Consider the following 15,263-nt stretch of genomic DNA (forward strand, 5'->3'; position numbering starts at 1 on the left):
AACCCATGTCGGAAGAAAAATTCGATGCCATCGTGGTCGGGGCGGGCGTCGCCGGATGCATCGCCAGCTACGTGATGGCTAAAGCCGGGCTGGATGTTCTGGTGATAGAACGCGGCAACGCGGCCGGCAGTAAAAACATGACCGGCGGGCGTCTTTATGCCCACAGTCTGGAAAAAATCATGCCCGGCTTTGCGCGGGAAGCGCCGGTTGAAAGAAAAGTCACGCGGGAAAAAGTTTCATTTTTAACCGCGGAAAGCGCCGTCACGCTGGACTTTCATACCGAGCGGCCAGACCAGCCGCTGCAAAACTCCTACACGGTATTGCGCAGCGAGTTTGACCCGTGGCTGATGGAAAAAGCGGAAGGCGCGGGCGCGCAGTTTATTGCCGGCGTCCGGGTTGACGCCCTGCTTAAAGAGGGCGACAGGATCACCGGCGTACAGGCGGGCGAGGATACGCTGGCGGCCAATATCGTCATCCTGGCTGATGGCGTCAACTCCCTGCTTGGCCGCGATATCGGTCTGGTGCCGCCGCCTTCTCCACACCACCTGGCGGTTGGCGTTAAAGAGCTGATCTCACTGCCGCAATCACAGTTGGAAGACCGCTTTAATTTACCTTCCGGCGAAGGGACGGCCTGGCTGTTTGCCGGTTCGCCATCGGACGGACTGCTGGGCGGCGGATTCCTTTATACCAACCGCGATACGCTTTCTCTCGGGCTGGTTTGCGGGCTGGGAAATGTCGAAAAGGCACATAAAAGCGTGCCGCAAATGCTGGAAGATTTTAAGCGACATCCCACCATTAGGCCGCTTATTCAGGGGGGAACGTTGCAGGAATACTCCGCGCACATGGTGCCGGAAGGCGGAATGTCGATGCTGCCCCGGATGGTCGGCAATGGCGTAATGATCGTCGGAGACGCTGCCGGCCTTTGCCTGAATCTGGGCTATACCGTACGCGGTATGGATCTGGCTATCGCCTCGGCGGAAGCCGCCGCCATCACCGCGATCAATGCCAAACAGACGCAGGATTTCAGCGCCGACGGCCTGATGGACTATCGGCGGCAACTGGAACAGAGCTTCGTTTTGCAGGATATGCATCGTTACCGCAAGCTGCCGGCCTTTATGGAAAACCCGCGTTTATTCAACCAATACCCGCGCATGGCCGCCGACCTGATGTCCGATTTATTCGTCATTGACGGCCAACCCGGTCAATCCGTTTTAGCCAAAATCTGGTCCCGCAGCAGACAGGTCGGCCTGCTTAATCTGCTGAAAGATGGGGTCAATGGAGTACGTGCGCTATGAACAATGTCAATGTCAATGTCGATATCAAACTGGGAGTCAATAAGTTCCGGGTTGATGAAAGCAATCCGCATATCCTGCTGGTTGACGCGCCCGATCCGATTCAATTCAGAAAGCTGGTCATCGCCTGCCCCGCCGGCCTGTATAAACAGGACGCCGAAGGCAATGTTCATTTTGACTACGCAGGCTGTCTGGAGTGCGGCACATGCCGGGTGCTGTGCGGTGATTCGATTATCCAGAAGTGGGAATACCCGCAGGGTACGTTTGGCATCGAATACCGTTTTGGCTGACGGCCCGCTCCCGCTACGTATTGCACGACGTTAACCCAATAAACACCACCATGACGTATCGACTGAAACAACAACGAATGGAGATGGGTATGTCTGGTCAAAAACAAATTGATATCAGTACCATTTTAGATTCTCAGCCCATTACCCCGCGGCAATGGCTGATTATCTTTCTGGGTTTTATTACGCTGGCCGTCGACGGTTTTGATGTAACCGCCATGGGCTTTATTGCCCCGGCCTTGATCGATGACTGGCAAATTTCCCGCCATGAATTAGGCCCGGTCATGATGAGCGGACTGCTAGGACTGGCCTGCGGCTCATTAATTTCCGGCCCGTTGGCCGATCGCCATGGACGTAAGACGCTGATTGTCGGTTCAGTGTTGTTTTTCGGCATCGGCAGCCTGATTTCGGCCTGGTCGTGGGATCTGCTCAGTCTGATTATCTTTCGTTTTCTCACCGGGCTCGGCCTGGGCGCGGCCATGCCCAACATCACGACGCTGGTCGCCGAATACGCGCCTAAACGCTGCCGCTCACATATGTCGACCGCCATCCACTGCGGATTTAATACCGGCGCCGCACTCGGCGGGCTGGCGAGCGAACGGCTGATCGAGATGTTCGGCTGGCGCTCGGTGTTCCTTGCCGGTGGCGTGCTGCCGCTGATGCTGACCGTCGTCCTGCTGCTGTATTTACCCGAGTCCATGCGTTTTCTGGTCCTGCATACCCGATATCAACAGCGGTTAGCGCGACTGCTTAACCGTTTTGTTCCCCAGGTCGCCGACGCCAATACCCGATTCATCAATTCCGAACCGCGAATCACGCAGAAAAGCGCCATCGGATCGCTCTTTCACGCGCCATATGCCACCGGCACGCTGGCTATCTGGGCCACCCTATTTATCGGTTTATTCAGCGTTTATTTACTGTCGAGCTGGCTGCCATTAATGGTCAGGGATGCGGGGTTGACGTTATCTCAGGCGGTCATCATCGGTGCCATATTCCAGGTAGGCGGCATCGCCGGCAATTTCTGCATCGGCCTGGAAATGGATCGCTGGGGGAAACACCGGGCCATTGCGCTGACGCTATTGGGCGGAGCCTGCGGCGCGCTGCTATTAGGCCTGCACATGCCAACATTGCCGTTGTTATGTTCACTGGTGCTGCTGCTTGGCTTCACGATCAACGGCATCAATCCGGGGTGTTATGCGCTGGCAGCCCACTTTTACCCCACGTTCATGCGTGCGACCGGCGTCAGTTGGGCCACGGGGATCGGTCGGCTGGGAGCGATCAGCGGTGCGGGCATCGGTTCCGCGATGCTGGCCGCCAACTGGTCGTTCAGCGATGTCTTTCTGTTTCTGCCATTGCCTTTGCTGTTCGGGGCGTTGGCGATGTATCTCAAAAAACAAAATACGGCGACGGCATATACCCAATAACCGGCAAGACGTATGAAACCGCTACATCGGCAACGTGAAAGATAACGGGATATAACTGAGAACCTACTGATGAGTGTCACCATCAAATTTAATCCGGCGCGCAGAACGCAGTACCGGAAAATGGGCTATTGGGGCGATGCGTCGCTGGCGGACTACTGGCATATGTCGGCCATCACCGCGCCGGAAAAAATCGCCGTAACCGATAATCAGGGCGCCGAATATACTTATGCGGAACTGGATACCGCGGCGGCGCGCGTCGCGTCTTACCTTCTCGACGCGGGGATACAGCCAGGGGACAGAGTGGCGTTTCAGCTTCCCGGCTGGTGTGAATTCACGCTTATTTATCTGGCCTGTCTGAAAGTCGGGGCGGTATCCGTTCCGCTGCTTCCCGCTTACCGCGAAGCCGAACTCACCTGGATACTCAACAAATGCCGGGCGCGCCTGTTATTTATGCCGACGCGGTTTAAAAACGCCGCGCCGACGTCCGTCATCGCCCCACTGCGCGCTCAGTTGCCCGACTTACAGCAGGTTGTCGCCGTCGATAAGCTGGCTCCAGCCGAATCCGGGGTGTCGTTAAGTCAGATCCTGCGGGAGACGCCTCCGCTGGAGCGCCGCATTCAGACCCAGGGCGACAGCCTTGCCGCGGTGTTATTCACCTCCGGCACCGAAGGTTTTCCCAAAGGGGTGATGCTGACGCACAATAATATCCTCGCCGGCGAGCGCGCCTATTGCGCCACGCTAAACCTGACCTGGCTGGATACCATTCTGATGCCCGCCCCGCTGGCGCACGCCACCGGATTTTTACATGGCGTCACCGCGCCTTTTATCATCGGCGCCCGCAGCGTCCTGCTTGATATCTTCACCCCGGCCCAATGCCTGACGCTGCTGGAGCGGGAAAAATGCACCTGCATTATGGGCGCGACGCCCTTTTTGTATGACGTCTTGTGTACCCTGCAACAGCACCGCTACGATTTGTCTTCACTGCGTTTTTTTCTATGCGGCGGTACGACGATACCGAAAAAAATCATCAAAGAGTGTTTGCAGGCGGGGATCCCGGTTTTCAGCGTATACGGCGCAACGGAAAGCGCGCCTCATACCGTGGCAAAACCCGGCGCGCCGCTATCGCGCATCATCAATACCGACGGAACCGCCACGCCCGGCGTGGAAGTCAAAGTCGTCAATAAGGCCCGGCAACCGGTGCCATTCGGAGAAGAAGGGGAAGAGGCCTCCCGCGGACCAAACGTTTTTATGGGTTATCTGGATGAGCCGGAATTAACGGCCAATGCGCTGGACGAAGATGGCTGGTACTACAGCGGCGACCTGTGCCGCATGGACGAGGACGGCTACATCAAAATTACCGGACGCAAGAAAGATGTGATCGTGCGGGGCGGCGAGAACATCAGCAGTCTGGAACTGGAAGAAATTCTGCTGCAACATCCCCGGATCCGCGAGGCCGGCGTAGTCGCCATGCCCGATGAGCGGTTAGGGGAACGCGCCTGCGCCTATATCGTATTGAAGGAACCGTACCGGACGCTAACGCTGGATGACGTCATTACATTTTTCAGCCGTAAACGCGTCGCAAAATATAAGTATCCCGAGCATGTGGTGGTCATCGATCGTTTACCGCGCACCGCTTCAGGCAAGATTAAAAAATACCTGCTGCGCCAGGATATTATTCATCGGCTCGGACTGGACGACCATCACACCCCGGCGGAAAACGTCATTACGCCCTCCCCCTTTTTTTCACCATAGTGGAGGATGCGTTTATGTTAACCAGAAACAAAAATGCGGACGGGCGCGGCGTCGGACATAAAACCTCAACTCGCGTCAGAAACAGCACCAAGCCGACATTCTCTACTGCCGCACCGGCCTTTTATCGTTGCTCACGCTGCCGCCGGCTGCTGGTGCAGCAATACGCGGGACAGGGCACGTTATCCATCATCTGCTGCGGTGAGCCGATGGTCGAATTGAAACCACAGGGGCCGACAGATGCCGCAGCCGAACAGCACCTGCCCGCCATGGTGGTATCCGGCGGGTTTGAATCCAACGCGCTATCCGTCACCGTCGGCGCGCCACCGCATCCGATGGACGGTGAACATCATCTGGAATGGATTTATCTCTACACATTCCAGGGCGGGCAAATCAAATTCATCGCGCCGGGCGACAAGCCTTCAGCGATCTTTTCGCTGGCGGAAAGCGATGCCTACGTCTATTGCGACCGCGCGGTATGCAAAGGCAGCCAGTGCAAGTTTAACTGCAAACGGGGATTCACCGCCTACGCGTATTGCAACCGGCACGGCCTGTGGAAAAACACGTTTTAGGCAGACGACTTAATCGGGCGCAGCGCGGGACGGATCGTGAATGCGTTCAACGATGCGTCGTGAGGTATCCGCACCTACGATGAGGCGCCGGAAAACATATCGATATGCGCAATCCCATCTTCATCGTAGACGCTCCCCGTCGCGACAAAGCCAAAGCTGGCATAGAACGATTGCAGATGTGCCTGCGCGGATAGAAAAATCGCTTTCTGCGGCCAATGGCGCGCGCAGACAAGCAGCGCATGTTCCATCAGTTGATTCCCCAGTTGCTGACCCCGGACATGGGGCGCGACGATCACTCGACCGATGGTTACCGCATCCTTGCCTGGCGCCGGCGCCAGCAGCCGCGCATAAGCGGACAGCTTCCCGTTATCGTATGCCGCAATATGGCGATTGCCGTCAGCCAAATCGCGACCGTCAATATCCAGATACGGGCAGGTTTGTTCAACGACAAAGACCTGATTACGCAGAGCAAGAATGTCATGCAATGAATAGACGTTCAGGTCCTCAACCCCCCAGTCATGCCATATCAGATTCATACCTGTCTCTTAAGACCCTCGCTATGATTGCCTTAACGCCGCTTGGTGAAAATCAGCCATCCCCACAGCAATGCAATCGCCAATGCGAATAATACGCCGAAACCGATCCCGATAGTGATAACCGATACGCCGAGTTTCACCACCAGCGAGTAAAGCCCCAGCATCAGCAGCATCGAGGCGTTTTCACCCAGATTCTGCACGGCAATGGCATTGCCGGCCCCCACGCTGATTTTGCCACGTTCCTGCAACAGCGCATTGAGCGGCACAATGAAAAAGCCGCCCAGCGCGCCAAGCAAAATCAGTAAACCATAGGCGCTGATCAGGTTGTGCTGAAGGGTAAAAATCACTACCACGACGCCAATCAGCACGCCCGCTGGCAGACAGCGCTGTACCGTTTTCAGCGTCACCAGTTTAGCAGCGGCCCCGGCCCCCAGCACGATCCCCACCGCGACCATCGCGTTCAGCAACGTAGGCGTCGCATTATCCGTAATGCCCAGCGCCAACGGTACCCACAGCACCAGCAGAAAACGCAGCGTCACGCCCGCGCCCCAAAACAGGCTGGTGCCAACCAGCGAAAAGCGGGTTTCCCCGTCACGCCACAAAACGCGGCAGGCAGAGAAGAAGCGGTGCATCATCCGAGCCGGATGCCACTGCTGTCCCGGACGCGCCGCATTGAGGCGAGGGATCAACATGTTCGCGCCCAGCGCAATGCCATAGGTAACGGCGCAAATCGCCAGCGCCGCGTACAGGTTCCAGTCGGCCAGCACGCCGCCGGCAACGGACCCGGTCAGGATCGCCGCAATGGTGGAAGCCTCCATCAGGCCATTCGCCTTGACGAGTTGGTCGCCGCGGGTGATCTCGCCCAGAATCCCATACTTGGCTGGCGAATAAGCCGCCGCGCCAACCCCCACCAGCGTATATCCCAGAAACGGATTTCCCCCGATCAAAATCAGCAGCGCGCCGGCCAGCTTCAGAGCATTGGCGAACATCATCACCCGCCCTTTGGCAAAACTGTCCGCAACCTGCCCGACGAAAGGCGCCAGAATGATATACGCCACCACGAAGCCCATCTGTAAAAACGGCTGACTCCAGTCGGGATAAACGAGTTGCTTGATCAACGCCAGCGTGGCAAACAACAATGCATTGTCACCAAAGGCGGAAAAAAACTGCGCGATAATGACCGCGTTCATGCTGCGCGACAACAACGGCGTCGTTGGTTCCGGCGTCTGACTCATGATTCCTGCTCCCGTTCTTCGGCATGTTCAGCCATCTGGCGCAATGTGACAAAATCAGGTTTACCACTGCCGAGTAACGGTAATGCCTTCACGTACCGAATATCCCGCGGCACCATCAGCTCAGGCGCGCCGCCACTACGCGCCTGCGCCAGCAGTTTCTCACGGGTCAGCTGGCCGTCGGTGGTAAACAACACCAGCGCTTCTCCTTTACTGCTGTCGCTTTTGGCGCTGGCGGCATGCTGCGCGTCCGGGGAAGTTTTTATCGCCAGTTGCTCCACGCTTTCCAGCGACACCATCTCACCCGCCAGCTTGGCAAAGCGTTTAACCCGCCCGACGATGGTACAGAATCCTTTGTCATCCAGTTCGACAATGTCGCCCGTGTCATACCAGCCCATCTGCAATTCACCTTGTGCGTTTTCCGCCGCCGGCACTTCCAGCACGCCCGGATGTTCAACCCGCAGATAGCCTTTCATGATATTCGGCCCGCGCAGTTGCAGGCGCCCGCCGCGATCGATCCCCGGCACGGCGATCAGCCGGGATTCCATTTCCGGCAGCAGACGCCCCACGGTGTGAATTTTGGCCGCCATCGGCACATTGATCGCCACCACGGGCGCACACTCCGTCACGCCATAGCCTTCCAGAATACGAATGCCGAATTTGTCCTGCCATATCTGGCGGGTCGATTCCGACAGTTTTTCCGCCCCGGCCACCACATAACGCAAACGGGCAAAGTCATAAGGGTGCGCAAAGCGCGCGTAATTGCCCAGAAAGGTGGACGTGCCGAACAGCACGGTGCAATTCTGGTCATATACCAGCTCCGGCACAATGCGATAGTGCAGCGGGCTGGGATAGAGAAACACTCTGGCGCCGGTGATCAGCGGGGTCAGCAGACCGACCGTCAATCCAAAGGCATGGAACAATGGCAACGCAGACATAAAGCGGTCACGCGGGGTGAAATCCGCCACGGTGCGGATCTGCTCGACATTCGCCAGCAGGCTGTCGTGAGAGTGCACCACGCCCTTCGGATTCCCCTCCGAGCCGGAAGTAAACAGCACTATCGCGGCATCGCCCGCCTGCTGCGGCAACATCGCCCTGGCAGGAAACAACAGGTGAAGCAGAATCCACAGTTTGTCCGCCAGCGTCACCGTATCTTTCAAATCTTCCAGATAGACCCAGTGGGCCTCACTCACCTGCTTAGGCAGGTCGGTTAGCTTGCCCTTTTCCAAAAACTGGCGTGAAGTCACAATGGTTTTGATCGTGGCGGCCTTCATCGCGCTTTGCAGCCCTTTGGCCCCCGACGTGTAATTCAACATCGCAGGGACGCGGTTGCGTAACGTTGCCCCCAGAATGGCGGCAGCCGCGATCGTCGCGTTGGGCAGTAACATCCCCACATGCTCATCCGCCTGAGTAAAACGTTGCAGAATTCGCGATACGCCGAGCGACTTTTTCAGTAATCCCTGATAGCTGTCCTCTTTGAACGCAATATCCGTAATACAGGGAGAACTGCGGCCATAGCGCTTGCGGGCAGCAAGAAACGCCTGATACAGCGTTTGGTTCGGGCGCGTGGCCATCCTCGCATCCATCATAATCCGATGCAGATGCTCACCCGCCAATATACGGCGTTCTCTGGCGCTGCCTGCCTCGGGCATCGGTAGCCGGGTGGGGGGCAGATAGCTGATGGTGATTTGCGGAAACCAATGACGTTTAAAAATGCCGCCCAGACGACCAAATGGCGAAAGCTCCGCGCCATCAATCCGCACGGGAATAATCGTTGCGCCCGATTTGGCCGCGACAAACGCCGCGCCGCTGTATATTTTCATCAGCGACCCCGTGACGGTAATCCGTCCCTCAGGGAAGAGCACCACTGGCTGTCCACCATCTATCATCTTAATCAATCCCTTGATGGCTAGTGGCTTGGTCGGATCCAGCGGCACAAAATCAATATAGGGTTTCAGCCAGCGCATAAACCAGCGCTCTGAAATGGATGAATACACGGCAAAGACGGGTTTGATCGGCAAGAATAACGCCAGCAGCGCACCATCAAGAAAGGAAACGTGATTGGGCGTAATCAACAATTTTGATTGCTGAAAACGGCTGCTGTCGCCCTCAATCCGGATGCGGTACAGACGGCGGAACACCCAACGCAACAGGGTATAAATCATGTCTTCTCCCGTAGACAGATTAAACGGTGTGGCCTGTTTGAAACAGACCGTGATCACCCCGTAAAAATACTATAGTGACCCATTCATCACCAGAATAACCGACGCATGACCAGCAGTAAGGTAACTTATTAGGATAATTCGCCTTTAGTATAAGCGTACACGGCTGAAACTGTCTCCCCATGCTGTCATGCCGGAATAATGGTGAAACAGGCAATATCAGCGCATGATAAACACTGGATATATCATTGCCGATAATGACCTGACGCTGAGCGCCGGCAATATTAATACCGATAACACTTTTGAAATAGCTTAAACAAGTCGTCGTTCACTCGCGGGGGAGAAATTTAAGGTGGGTGATAAAGCAATAATAATTTAATCTGGACTCATTCGGCGAAGTAAGTTTGTTGCTTCTATTTGTAGCGCGCGTAATGCTTTATTAGCGAAACGAGCGTTTATTGTTATCGGTAGATGTATTTTCCCGATTTAACGATCGACTGGCAGAAACGACAGGCAAAAAAAACCTACGCATCCGCGTAGGTCGGTGTAATTAAATGGTTCAATGTACAGAGTACATTGATACATCACCAATCAATACCTCTGGGACTTTTTACTCTAAAGAGGCGTAACCCGATAAACCAGTGAGTAATCGAAAGAGTTCTGCCAGAAGTGCAACCAACTGTAAAATTCTGCCGTATCCTGTAAGAACACGATAGCCTGTTCCTCAGGATCGACGCATCTCACTGCCCTTTCATAAACAAACCACCCGGCTGCCGGCTGATCAAAGTCAGACTTACCACCGATGATAATAATCCAGTTTATTTTTCAACATACAATGTCTTTATTCCGGGAATAAATAACAAACAGAAAACAAATGACGTTCTTCGCCTTCGGCAGCCACAATAACCCGGCATTAAACCGCTCACGGAATTTATAAGAAACTTCGATTAAGTAATAGAAAAAACAAATATAACACCCGAATTAAGACCTGTTTATTTCTTACCTGATGGCGACCATCAGAATAGAAGGTAATTAAGCCGCTTTTTCAACGAAATCTATAAAATAACCAGGCGTACTATCTAAAAGTCCTGCCAAAGGGCAGGTATTGACTTCCACATAAGGGTTTATAAAAAATAATGAAGAACTACAAAATCGGTACCCGGCTGGCCGGAGGATTTGGTTTACTCATCCTATTTTCTCTGGTGATGCTGACCAGCGGTATTTATCAACTCAACCAGGTCTCTCATAGTACGCAACAAATGATGCAAGAACCGCTTCGTAAAGAACGTCTGGCATCGGATTGGCACGCCGCGCTGGTCGCAGGCGTGCAACGGAGTATGGCGGTTGCCCGCAGTAATGACGATTCACTGGCTGAGCTGTTCGCCGCCGAGAACGCCGCGGCGAGCAAACAAAGCAGCAAACGGCAGGAACAATTTGCCAGCCTGATTTCCACCCCTGAGGAGCAATCCTTATTCGACAAGGTCGGCGAATACCGTCAGCTTTACATCAAAAAACGCGACGCCATCATCACGGCAAAGTCGGCGGGCCAGTTTGATAAGGCCGTCGAGCTATTCGAAAAAGAGTTTATACCGGCGTCAAACGGCTATCTGGCAAGTGTCGAGGCGCTGAGTGACCACCAGCGCGCCAGCATCGACCAGATGGGCGAAAGCATCAATCAAAGCGCAAGTCAGGGTTACCTTTTCCTTGGCATCATGGGGCTGCTAAGCGCCGCCGTCGGCGCACTGGTTGCCTGGATGCTCACGCGCAGTATCGTTCAGCCACTGGCTCGTGCCGTACAAGCCACGCAGGCCGTGGCGGCAGGCGATCTGACATATGCCATACAGCCTGAAGGGCGCGACGAAGCGGCCCAGCTACTTCATGCCTTGCAAGACATGACCGTTCGTTTGCGCACTATCGTCGGTGAAGTCCGGCAGGGCTCGGAATCCATCGCCGGCGCATCGTCGCAGCTCGCCGCAGGCAACATCGACCTTTCCAGCCGAACCGAAGAACAAGCCAGCGCGCTACAGGAAACCGCCGCCTCTATCGAAGAATTGAGCGCAACGGTACGACAGAACGCGGATAACGCCCGGCAAGCCAACCAGCTCGCACAGGCGACCACCGGGCAGGCGCAGTCCGGCGGGCAACTGGTGACTGAAGTTGTCGAAACCATGGGGGCGATCGACGCATCATCTAAAAAGATCGTGGATATCATCGGCGTTATTGACAGTATTGCGTTCCAGACCAACATTCTGGCACTCAATGCGGCAGTAGAGGCGGCGCGGGCGGGTGAACAAGGCCGTGGCTTTGCCGTGGTTGCCAGCGAAGTCCGGAGCCTGGCACAGCGCAGTGCATCAGCGGCCAAAGAGATCAAAGAGCTGATCGATCATTCAGTCGAAACCGTAGAAGCGGGTAACCGTTTGGTCGAGCAAGCGGGCGTTTCCATACAGGAAATCGTCAACGGCGTGCGCCGGGTCAGCGACCTGGTGGGAGAAATCAGTTCCGCCAGCAACGAACAGACGCTGGGCATTGAACAGGTGAACGTTGCCGTGAACCAGATGGAAGTCACCACCCAGCAGAACGCCTCGCTGGTTAATGAAGCCTCATCGGCGACTCAGTCTCTGCAACAACAGGCGGCACAACTGGCTCAGACGGTGAGTATATTCCTGTTGGACAACGACAGCCGGCTTGCCAATACGCCGACTGTCGCACCGTTAACGCTCAAACCGGCGCTGGCGTCGCCGGGTGGGAAAAAGGCGTCAGCGAATGAAGGGGATTGGGCCTCTTTCTGAGTAGGGTATCTGGTCACAACATTAAAGAGCCGTGGTGATCCCGCGGCTCTTTGTCTGGCGCGGACGATGAAATCGCCTGAAAACACGTTGAGTCCAGCACACAAATCCATTTTCACCGCCATGCTATAACCCTTGACGATATAGCCTCACCGTTTTATCAGGATAATCCAGTCCATCCCCGATATACTGCCAGCCGAATTTTTCGTAATAGCCGCTGAAGGTCGCGTACAGATACAGGTCTGCAAACCCGGCGCGGCGACTATAATCCAGCACATGGCGCTGTAGCATCTGCCCCAGTCCTTTATCACGCTGATTTTCATCGACATACAGCGCCGCCAGCCAGGGGGTCAAATCCTGACGGCTGATCAAATCGCAGCGCCACAGCCCAACGGTGCCAACCAGGCGATCCGCTTCCAGTGCAATGAACGTCACGGGCAATGCGGGGGGATTGAGGCTGCTACGCACCACACTGGCAAAAAACTCACGGCTGCTGTGACTGCCAAACGCCTGCCACAACCAGTCCGTCACCTGCTCCTGATGCTGAGGGTACTCAGCCAGATAAACAATTTTTGCCATGTCTACGCCCGTTGCTCCTGAAAGATCGGTACGGAATCAAACAAATACACGCCAAAATCCTATTGTCCGACTGATGCCAACGCTGATATTAAGGAACAATAATCGGCCTACTTTACCAAACTCAGCGCCTGATCAAGCACTTTCGCACCATTTAATGTCCCGTATGCCACAGGATCGATCACCGCAATGGGAATCTGATAGCTATCCGTCAGCTTTTTATTTTCATTCAGCTTAAAACGTACCTGCGGCCCCAACAGCACGGCAATAATATCATTGCCATATTCCTGAAGCTCATCACGCAGGTTTTGCTCCGGAACGGCGTAAATCTTGAGTTCCAGTTCACGACGCTCCGCTTCCTTTTCCATTCTGGCTGCCACCAGCGAGGTGGACATGCCCGCAGAACAGGCCAGTATGATTCTTTTCATCAGTCCGATCTCCATCTCATCCCTCAGCATAAGTTGATTCTTATAAAAAATCGCCATATCCAATACGATAATAAAAAGGCAGAAATTATATTAAGACTAACATCTTTAACTCTTTTTTTAATACATAAAAACAAGAAAGGAAAAACAAAAATAAGAAATGAAATCACCCCAGTAAAATCTCTAACATCATCAACAACAAAAGCTCTAAAAGCCATACATGCATTTAATATTTCTTTTCCGTCAATATAAATTTCTTCTTCAAATGAGGATAAAAAATATATTGCAATACAACAAAAAATCAACAACATGATTTTTATATATACCATCACATCAAATCCCTTTTAAAATTCGATAGTAGCATTAGATGACTTATTCGTACCATTAATCGTATCATTAATCATCTGTCTAAACTGCAAAACACCATAAGCTTTTAATCTTTCAGGAACTCCGCCAACTTCAGCTATAGCAACACCAGCCAGCAATAAAACCGGAACTTTTTCTTCATGAGCATACCTTATTATTTTATCTCTATTGTAGTACAAATAAGCAGCCTTATAAGCCCATAGATAAGATTTTCCAGTAACATATTTAGAGCTATCCGGTAAGTGATATCTTATAAAATCAAACCCTGTAAATTTTGGAAAACCTAAATCATCAACATCACAAAATTGATTCTTCATTTATTCTATCCTTAAAAAACACTTTCACTCCATAAACTATATCCTGATGTTCTGGCAATATGAATATTTCACTATGGTTATTCTATTACTTCTCAGTAATTCGTCTTATTGTGTCCAGATACGAAAAAATCAGAGAATGGAATAAAAAATGAGGCATCGATCAATGCCTCACCTCCCCAAATCATCCCGATTAAACCGACTCCAGCGCCAGCAACGCTTCCAGCGTCTGACGGCGGCGAATCAGCCGCGGTTTACCTTGCTCGAACAACACTTCCGGCAGCAGCGGCCGGCTGTTGTAATTGGAGGACATGGAGGCACCATAAGCGCCGGTATCGTGGAAGACCAGATAATCACCAACCTGCGCATCCGGCAACGCGATGGTTTCCACTCCCCCGCCAGCCTGCTGGGTAAACACGTCTCCGGATTCGCACAGTGGTCCGGCAATGACGCTGTCGCGCAGCGTTGCCTGGCTCAGATCGCGATTGTCGCCCGGCAACAAGGATACGTGGTGATAGCTGCCGTACATCGCCGGACGCATCAGATCGTTGAAACCTGCGTCCACCAGCACGAAATGGCGGCTTCCCATCGTTTTCACCGCGCGGACTTCGGCCACCAGCACGCCCGATTCCGCCACCAGAAAACGCCCCGGCTCGATTTCCAGCGTTATCGGATGACCCAGATGAGCAGCAATTTTTTCACGCGCCGTATTCCACAAACCGTAATAGTGTTCGGTATCAATCGATTCCTCCCCCTCACGATACGGAATAGACAAGCCGCCGCCCGCAGAAATCGCCTGAACGTCCTGACCCAGCGAGATAACCTGCCGCACCATGGCATCACACACCTGTTCCAGGTGGCCGTAGTCCACGCCGGAACCAATGTGCATGTGAATCCCCACCAGTTGCAGCTGGTAGCGCTGGATATGCGCCAGCGCCAGCGGCAGATCGCCATACCAGATGCCGTGCTTGCTGTTTTCGCCGCCGGTGTTGGTTTTCTGACTGTGGCCGTGACCAAAACCGGGATTAACGCGCAGCCAGACCGAATGGCCCGGCGACTGACGGCCCAACTGTTCCAGCATATCCACCGAACCGGCATTTACCGGGATATTCAGCTCCGTTACCCGCTGTAATGTCGGACGATCCAGCAGGTCGGCGGTAAACACGATTTCGTGCGCCGCCGTTCCCGGCACAAAACCAGCCACCAGCGCCCGCTCGATTTCCCCCAGCGATACCGAATCCACTTTCACACCCTGCTGGCGCATCAGACGCAGAATGTGCGTATTGGAACAGGCTTTCTGCGCAAAGCGAATGGTATCGAACTGACGCAATTGCGCGATGCGATCCACGATGGTCTGCGCATCATAAGCCCAGACCGGGCAACCAAAGCGGACGGGAAGTTCACGCAGGCTTTGTGCATTCAGCGCGTGCGTCATGTCGTTCAGATCGTGTGGCATGATTTTTATTACCAACTATGCATATAAAGTTTGAAATTACCGATCCCCACTATAAAAAATTACCAAAGTGGTAAACAAATATCGTT

Annotated in this window: 14 protein-coding genes; 6 read left to right on the forward strand and 8 right to left on the reverse strand. The window is 53.9% G+C overall.

The annotated features are described in order from the left end of the window. Positions 1-5 precede the first annotated feature (5 nt). The 5 genes from DDT52_RS04960 to DDT52_RS04980 all read left to right on the forward strand — a co-directional run bounded on the left by DDT52_RS04960 (position 6) and on the right by DDT52_RS04980 (position 5,324). Complete coding sequence (locus DDT52_RS04960; protein ID WP_136155376.1) at positions 6-1,295, forward strand: FAD-dependent oxidoreductase; 1,290 nt, start codon at positions 6-8, stop codon at positions 1,293-1,295. Next, a complete protein-coding gene (locus tag DDT52_RS04965; protein WP_136155377.1) occupies positions 1,292-1,582 on the forward strand; it encodes a ferredoxin family protein in 291 nt (96 codons plus the stop codon). Before DDT52_RS04960 ends, DDT52_RS04965 begins: the two co-directional genes overlap by 4 nt. An 89-nt stretch (positions 1,583-1,671) precedes the next feature. After that, the gene (locus tag DDT52_RS04970; RefSeq protein WP_136155378.1) at positions 1,672-3,003 is read left to right on the forward strand and encodes an MFS transporter; all 1,332 of its coding nucleotides are present in this window, start codon (positions 1,672-1,674) and stop codon (positions 3,001-3,003) included. Positions 3,004-3,072: 69 nt separating this feature from the next. Next, positions 3,073-4,755, forward strand: a complete 1,683-nt coding sequence (fadK, locus tag DDT52_RS04975) for a medium-chain fatty-acid--CoA ligase (RefSeq protein ID WP_136155379.1) — start codon at positions 3,073-3,075, stop codon at positions 4,753-4,755. 14 nt (positions 4,756-4,769) lie between these two features. Continuing rightward, positions 4,770-5,324 (forward strand): desulfoferrodoxin family protein, encoded by a 555-nt coding sequence (locus DDT52_RS04980; protein WP_136155380.1) that lies wholly within the window; start codon positions 4,770-4,772, stop codon positions 5,322-5,324. A gap of 74 nt (positions 5,325-5,398) precedes the next feature. Here the strand turns inward: DDT52_RS04980 and DDT52_RS04985 are convergent, their stop codons facing one another. From DDT52_RS04985 to aas, 3 genes are read right to left on the reverse strand one after another with little or no spacing between them, the layout of a single operon-like run. Further along, on the reverse strand, positions 5,399-5,860 hold the full coding sequence (locus tag DDT52_RS04985) for a GNAT family N-acetyltransferase (protein WP_136155381.1): 462 nt from the start codon (positions 5,858-5,860) through the stop codon (positions 5,399-5,401). A gap of 32 nt (positions 5,861-5,892) precedes the next feature. After that, on the reverse strand, positions 5,893-7,095 hold the full coding sequence (gene lplT, locus DDT52_RS04990) for a lysophospholipid transporter LplT (protein ID WP_136155382.1): 1,203 nt from the start codon (positions 7,093-7,095) through the stop codon (positions 5,893-5,895). Then, complete coding sequence (aas, locus tag DDT52_RS04995; RefSeq protein ID WP_136155383.1) at positions 7,092-9,257, reverse strand: bifunctional acyl-ACP--phospholipid O-acyltransferase/long-chain-fatty-acid--ACP ligase; 2,166 nt, start codon at positions 9,255-9,257, stop codon at positions 7,092-7,094. The genes lplT and aas overlap by 4 nt, the downstream gene beginning before the upstream one ends. A 1,133-nt stretch (positions 9,258-10,390) precedes the next feature. Between aas and DDT52_RS05000 the strand changes: the two genes are divergently transcribed. Beyond that, positions 10,391-12,043, forward strand: coding sequence for a methyl-accepting chemotaxis protein (locus DDT52_RS05000; protein WP_136155384.1), 1,653 nt, complete (start codon positions 10,391-10,393; stop codon positions 12,041-12,043). 123 nt (positions 12,044-12,166) lie between these two features. Here DDT52_RS05000 and DDT52_RS05005 read toward each other — a convergent pair whose 3' ends face one another. The 5 genes from DDT52_RS05005 to lysA form a co-directional block, all read right to left on the reverse strand. Beyond that, positions 12,167-12,619 carry a GNAT family N-acetyltransferase gene (locus DDT52_RS05005; RefSeq protein ID WP_136155385.1) on the reverse strand — a complete coding sequence of 151 codons (453 nt, stop codon included), beginning with the start codon at positions 12,617-12,619 and terminating at the stop codon, positions 12,167-12,169. A gap of 107 nt (positions 12,620-12,726) precedes the next feature. Further along, entirely contained in the window at positions 12,727-13,044 is a 318-nt protein-coding gene (locus DDT52_RS05010; RefSeq protein WP_136155386.1) for a PTS sugar transporter subunit IIB, read from the reverse strand. A 23-nt stretch (positions 13,045-13,067) separates the two neighbouring features. Further along, positions 13,068-13,370, reverse strand: coding sequence for a DUF2645 family protein (locus tag DDT52_RS05015; protein ID WP_136155572.1), 303 nt, complete (start codon positions 13,368-13,370; stop codon positions 13,068-13,070). A gap of 15 nt (positions 13,371-13,385) precedes the next feature. Further along, the gene (locus DDT52_RS05020) at positions 13,386-13,724 is read right to left on the reverse strand and encodes a hypothetical protein (RefSeq protein WP_345719084.1); all 339 of its coding nucleotides are present in this window, start codon (positions 13,722-13,724) and stop codon (positions 13,386-13,388) included. 190 nt (positions 13,725-13,914) lie between these two features. Continuing rightward, positions 13,915-15,177, reverse strand: coding sequence for a diaminopimelate decarboxylase (lysA, locus tag DDT52_RS05025; protein WP_136155387.1), 1,263 nt, complete (start codon positions 15,175-15,177; stop codon positions 13,915-13,917). Positions 15,178-15,263 lie beyond the last annotated feature (86 nt).

It is taken from the genome of Brenneria roseae subsp. roseae (assembly GCF_003115845.1).
Taxonomy (GTDB): domain Bacteria; phylum Pseudomonadota; class Gammaproteobacteria; order Enterobacterales; family Enterobacteriaceae; genus Brenneria; species Brenneria roseae.

Bases quoted from the DNA above. Each gene is read 5' to 3' on its own strand.
- DDT52_RS04960 (WP_136155376.1), top strand. From the start codon at position 6: ATGTCGGAAGAAAAATTCGATGCCATCGTGGTCGGGGCGGGCGTCGCC.
- DDT52_RS04965 (WP_136155377.1), top strand. From the start codon at position 1,292: ATGAACAATGTCAATGTCAATGTCGATATCAAACTGGGAGTCAATAAG.
- DDT52_RS04970 (WP_136155378.1), top strand. From the start codon at position 1,672: ATGTCTGGTCAAAAACAAATTGATATCAGTACCATTTTAGATTCTCAG.
- fadK (WP_136155379.1), top strand. From the start codon at position 3,073: ATGAGTGTCACCATCAAATTTAATCCGGCGCGCAGAACGCAGTACCGG.
- DDT52_RS04980 (WP_136155380.1), top strand. From the start codon at position 4,770: ATGTTAACCAGAAACAAAAATGCGGACGGGCGCGGCGTCGGACATAAA.
- DDT52_RS04985 (WP_136155381.1), bottom strand. From the start codon at position 5,860: ATGAATCTGATATGGCATGACTGGGGGGTTGAGGACCTGAACGTCTAT.
- lplT (WP_136155382.1), bottom strand. From the start codon at position 7,095: ATGAGTCAGACGCCGGAACCAACGACGCCGTTGTTGTCGCGCAGCATG.
- aas (WP_136155383.1), bottom strand. From the start codon at position 9,257: ATGATTTATACCCTGTTGCGTTGGGTGTTCCGCCGTCTGTACCGCATC.
- DDT52_RS05000 (WP_136155384.1), top strand. From the start codon at position 10,391: ATGAAGAACTACAAAATCGGTACCCGGCTGGCCGGAGGATTTGGTTTA.
- DDT52_RS05005 (WP_136155385.1), bottom strand. From the start codon at position 12,619: ATGGCAAAAATTGTTTATCTGGCTGAGTACCCTCAGCATCAGGAGCAG.
- DDT52_RS05010 (WP_136155386.1), bottom strand. From the start codon at position 13,044: ATGAAAAGAATCATACTGGCCTGTTCTGCGGGCATGTCCACCTCGCTG.
- DDT52_RS05015 (WP_136155572.1), bottom strand. From the start codon at position 13,370: ATGGTATATATAAAAATCATGTTGTTGATTTTTTGTTGTATTGCAATA.
- DDT52_RS05020 (WP_345719084.1), bottom strand. From the start codon at position 13,724: ATGAAGAATCAATTTTGTGATGTTGATGATTTAGGTTTTCCAAAATTT.
- lysA (WP_136155387.1), bottom strand. From the start codon at position 15,177: ATGCCACACGATCTGAACGACATGACGCACGCGCTGAATGCACAAAGC.